The organism is Moorena sp. SIO3I6, from assembly GCF_010672095.1.
On the sequence record NZ_JAAHHU010000114.1, the window covers coordinates 1 to 3656 of the forward strand.

Here is a 3656-nt window from a genome sequence, read left to right on the forward strand (position 1 = left end):
GCTGATCCCACCAACGTAACCAGTAACCAGTTCCGTTTTCCTTAGTTCCTTGCCAGATACCCAGAAATAAGCTGATTTCATCAATCCAGTAACGGTTATTACCATCGGGTGGTTGGAGTTGATAACGTCCTGAATCATCTAACCGATAGACTTCTATTACTCCAGTGTCTGGCTCAAAAATGACATAGTTGGGAACCTGTAACACTTGCTCGTAGTAAAACCACTTGCCCGGAGGATAGGTTGGCTTGTTGGAATACTCCCCACCTTCAGTATCACAGAGAAATTCCATGACAATAGCAGGAATATCCCCTTGAAGTGTTGGGGTATAACTGCGTTTCACTTCTTCTCTGGGCACCCGAATCGATGGCACATATCCCCAATCTGGGGCTTTTACCGCGATTTTGCCATTCAAAGTGGCACAGATGCCATAATTGGTAGTAGTCAGGGCATTAGCTGGTAGTTTGCCAGCAATTTCCAAACTTTGTGTCAGAGCAGCAGCCAGGGATGGTTGATTGATATTATCCACTGGTTCGTCATCTAGAACGAAATCATCAGGTAACTTTTCCCAGGTAACTTCGTAAGTAGCTGTGCTAGCTATCATAATTCGTTCCTCTCCGAGCCTGCTCTTATCATGATAGTCAGGCAATTCTAGAGAATCATGGGTGATGGTTTGGCCATTGGCATTTTCTGCACTAGCACTTTTGCGATCGCTAGCTAGAATTTGCCAGTATTGAGTGTTTCGGCTCTCCCCATCTCCCCAAAGCGCCCCCATTCACAATTTAAATGGCTAACAGTTTACTTGACTCGACCCCGGAATCGGATAAACCCATAGGAATTCGGTGGCTCTCCTGGTGCAGTAGCTTGGGGCACATCTCCGACTTCGACAACCACTACTCCATTTTGGTTGATCGCTACATTACATCCTGCGGGCACTGAGGTTCCCGGTGAGTAATAGCGACCGCGATCGCTATCGGGGATATTAGTCAGATAGATGTTCGGCTCAGCTAAACCACTGGTGGCTAAGGGATTGGTACTCTCGAACAAGGCAATCCCGACATCACTAGCTGGGAAACCAGCCGCTTGGTTGAAGGCGTCGGCAATAAAGCTAGTTTCTGCCGGAACTCGGTCACAGATACGCAGGCTCTTGGCGTAATTGCTGCCATTGGAAAGGAAGTACACAGTATGGTAGTGATAAATAAGTAGTGATACAACATTGCATTTACCTTAAATAAGGCATTTTTAATGGAAAAATATAGCAATTTGAATATCAGGTTATTAGTAATAATTATCTAAACTCTAATAAATACTGGGTGCATCTCAGTGTCTTGATGCAGTCGCTCATGGGGGAAACCACGGCAATAGCGAGTGGGGGAGACCCCCAAGACCGCGCTGCCTCCCCAAGACCGCTTAGGTGCGCTTGACCCGTAATTAAATTCGCCACGGGTCGCACCTGAGGCATCGCTTTTGCAATTAGGCAAAAATTCGGGCGAAAATTCCCGCGCCCGGGCCCCACACTTCCCATCTTTTTTACAAATATGAGATGCACCATAAATACTAGCAGAAGCTTGTTTACCCGCAGACTAGCTACTTTGTATAGACAAGTGTGATCTGTTTTTTCAGTGCATCAAAAGTTGGACTGATTGCTGCCTGTGATCAGAACTTGCTTTTGCAACGTAGGAAAGACAACAAAAAGCTCAACTCGAACACCAACGAGCTGAACAACTCCCAGAACGGTTACGACAGCTGGGCATTAATCCCGATCAAATTTAATACCGAGTTGCATTCAAACAGAGTAGATTGGTTGGATAGGGAGATAGGGAGATAGGGAGATAGGGAGATAGGGAGATTGGCGGAAGAGAAAGTTGTACGTTTGACCGCAACTTGGTATAATATAGGGTGTTGCTAACGCGCAAAAATTCTTCTCGTTATCTGTTGTCAGCTTGGGTTAATGTTAAATGCAGCCTTACTGTTGACTTCTGACTGGAAGAATGACTTTCTCATCCTTAACTGTTTCCCTCAAACCCGAAATCACCCTCACCTCTGTTGACAGCAATATTCTGCTCCAATCTTCAAGCCGTAAGCTGACATTTCATCAACCGGAACCGGGATTAAAAACTGCTCTAGATGCTCTCAAACAGGGAACCCACACCGCCGGGCAACTTCAAACCTTAGTCCTAGAAACCGACGGCACACAAGTCCGGGAAAAGTTCGATGCTTACCTGAATCGTCTGATCGAACTGGGCTGGATCTGTCACGCCATCCCCCCCTCATCCCCTGAGCTTTCTCCCCTTGCGATCGCTATCCCCATGGTAGGGGATTATTACTTCGATTGTCCTGAGATTGATTGGGATGCGTTCGCATTTACCCTGTCTCGCTTCGCCTATCTCCATCAAGTCGAAGGGGAAATGGTATTAGAGTCTCCCCTTACCAAAGGTAAGATTAAATTTTCAGACTGGCGGGGTCCTGGGTTAGTGAGTCAGTTATCTCAACCCCAAACCGCTGCCAGCTTGAGTCAGGAAATTCCGGGAATTACTGAAGAGATTGCCCAACAGTTTCTCAGTTTACTGTTTGCGGCCCAGATGTTGTCTGCATCCTTTGCTAGTCCTCTTGAAGAAGATGAAGAGGTTGAGAGCGAAGAAGCAACTCCACCCTTAGTGTTTTGGGAATTTCACGATTTACTGTTCCATTCCCGCAGTCGCCTCGGTAGACATAATAATCCCTTGGGTGGCATATTTCCCTATGTCGGTAAAATTGACCCCTTGCCTGGGGTGAAGCCATTGATGACCGATGTGGTGATTCCCTTGGCAAAACCCAACTTAGAGGAACTCAATCAAAGCGATATGCCCTTGAGTCAGGCACTGGAAACTCGCCGTTCGATCCGGCGATATGACGAAACCCCGATCACCCTTGAACAATTGGGGCAGTTTCTCTATCGTTGCGCCAGGGTGAAAAAACTCTTCGATACAGAACGGGGAGAGGTCAGTAACCGTCCCTATCCTGGTGGGGGTGCGATTTATGAATTGGAAATTTATCCCGTGGTTAACTCTTGTCAAGGATTAGAACAGGGACTCTATCACTATCACCCCTTAGACCATGTGTTGTGTCAAGTCTCAGCATGGACCGCAGAAACGGAAGCATTAGTTCAGGATGTTTGGTTTGCCAGCGCTCAACATGATCAGCCCCAGGTTGTATTCGTGATTACCGCCCGGTTTGGACGAATGTTTTGGAAATATCAATCCATGGCCTATGCAGCGATTTTAAAACACGTTGGAGTTATGTATCAAACCTTCTATCTGGTTGCCACCAGTATGAATTTAGCCCCCTGCGGTATCGGAGCAGGTAATTCTGATCTATTTCAAAAAGCCACTGGAATTGACTACTATGAAGAGTCTTCTGTCGGGGAATTTATGTTAGCTTCTGTTCCAGTCAAACCTTAATAACTATAGCATTTCGATTTGAGCTGAACCGAGGGAATAGCTTGTAGGGTGGGCAAAAACAGTTTGGTTTTTTTGAGTATTCTAGATTATAGAACTTTGCCCACCCTACTATAGCCCTGGACTATTGGGAATAGCTTGTAGGGTGGGCAAAAACAGTTTGGTTTTTTTGAGTATTCTAGATTATAGAACTTTGCCCACCCTACTATAGCCCTGGACTAT

At 46.2% G+C, this 3656-nt stretch carries 3 protein-coding genes; 1 reads left to right on the forward strand and 2 read right to left on the reverse strand.

The window, feature by feature from the left end; all coding sequences use genetic code 11:
* Positions 1–601, reverse strand: a 601-nt coding sequence (locus F6K49_RS25445; RefSeq protein WP_293101147.1) for a Uma2 family endonuclease, incomplete at its 3' end; no start/stop codon positions are given.
* Positions 602–795: 194 nt separating this feature from the next.
* Entirely contained in the window at positions 796–1179 is a 384-nt protein-coding gene (locus F6K49_RS25450; RefSeq protein ID WP_293022490.1) for a hypothetical protein, read from the reverse strand.
* An 809-nt stretch (positions 1180–1988) separates the two neighbouring features.
* On the opposite strand from F6K49_RS25450, the gene F6K49_RS25455 reads away from it, so the two are divergent.
* Entirely contained in the window at positions 1989–3437 is a 1449-nt protein-coding gene (locus tag F6K49_RS25455; protein WP_293071313.1) for a SagB family peptide dehydrogenase, read from the forward strand.
* Positions 3438–3656 lie beyond the last annotated feature (219 nt).

Coding starts and splice junctions, on each gene's coding strand:
- F6K49_RS25455 (WP_293071313.1), top strand. CDS start 1,989: ATGACTTTCTCATCCTTAACTGTTTCCCTCAAACCCGAAATCACCCTC.